The sequence below is a fragment of the Vibrio sp. 1401 genome, from assembly GCF_033340295.1.
Genome location: NZ_JAWOWF010000607.1, coordinates 1 through 584 on the forward strand (window position 1 = coordinate 1; position 584 = coordinate 584).

A 584-nucleotide genomic window follows, 5' to 3' on the forward strand; every position below is an offset into this window, starting at 1 on the left:
CTGACCACGCTCCACAATCGCTGCGGCTAGTCGACCATTTGCCGTACCCCAGAAAACACCACCACCAATCGCAGTTGGAGTGCTGTCTCCGCGTAGTGTCAGGTTTGGAACTTCAGTACTTAGTGCCCAGCGCTGCTCACCAGAGCTTTCATCCAAAGCAATCAACATACCACGGCTGGTATTTACGATGATCAAGCCTGAATCCGCAACGGGTTTCGCCAGAACTTCACCACCGACTTTAATGCGCCAAATGATTTCACCAGTTTCTTGGCTTAGTGCAATCACTTCACCATTTTCAGAACCGATGTAAAGATGTTCGTACGCCGCAGTAATACCGCCAGACAGACGAGCAATCACGTCTTCTTCCAGATCGGTTTGCCATAATTGCTTACCATTTTCTGGATCAAGCGCTTTCACCAAACCATCACGGCTCGCGACAAACAACATGTCGTTTGCGTAGACAGGAGAAAGCTTTGAGAAGTAATGACCAACACCATCACCAATCGATGTGTTCCATTCACTCTTGGTCGTAAACTGGCTATCTACCTGCGGTAGTGGTGCCATAACGATGGTATCTTCCTCGC

General features: G+C 49.0%; 1 protein-coding gene. It reads right to left on the bottom strand.

All coding sequences use genetic code 11. The annotated features are described in order from the left end of the window. Positions 1-584, bottom strand: a 584-nt coding sequence (locus R7Z77_RS27095) for a PQQ-binding-like beta-propeller repeat protein (RefSeq protein WP_318137271.1), incomplete at both ends; no start/stop codon positions are given.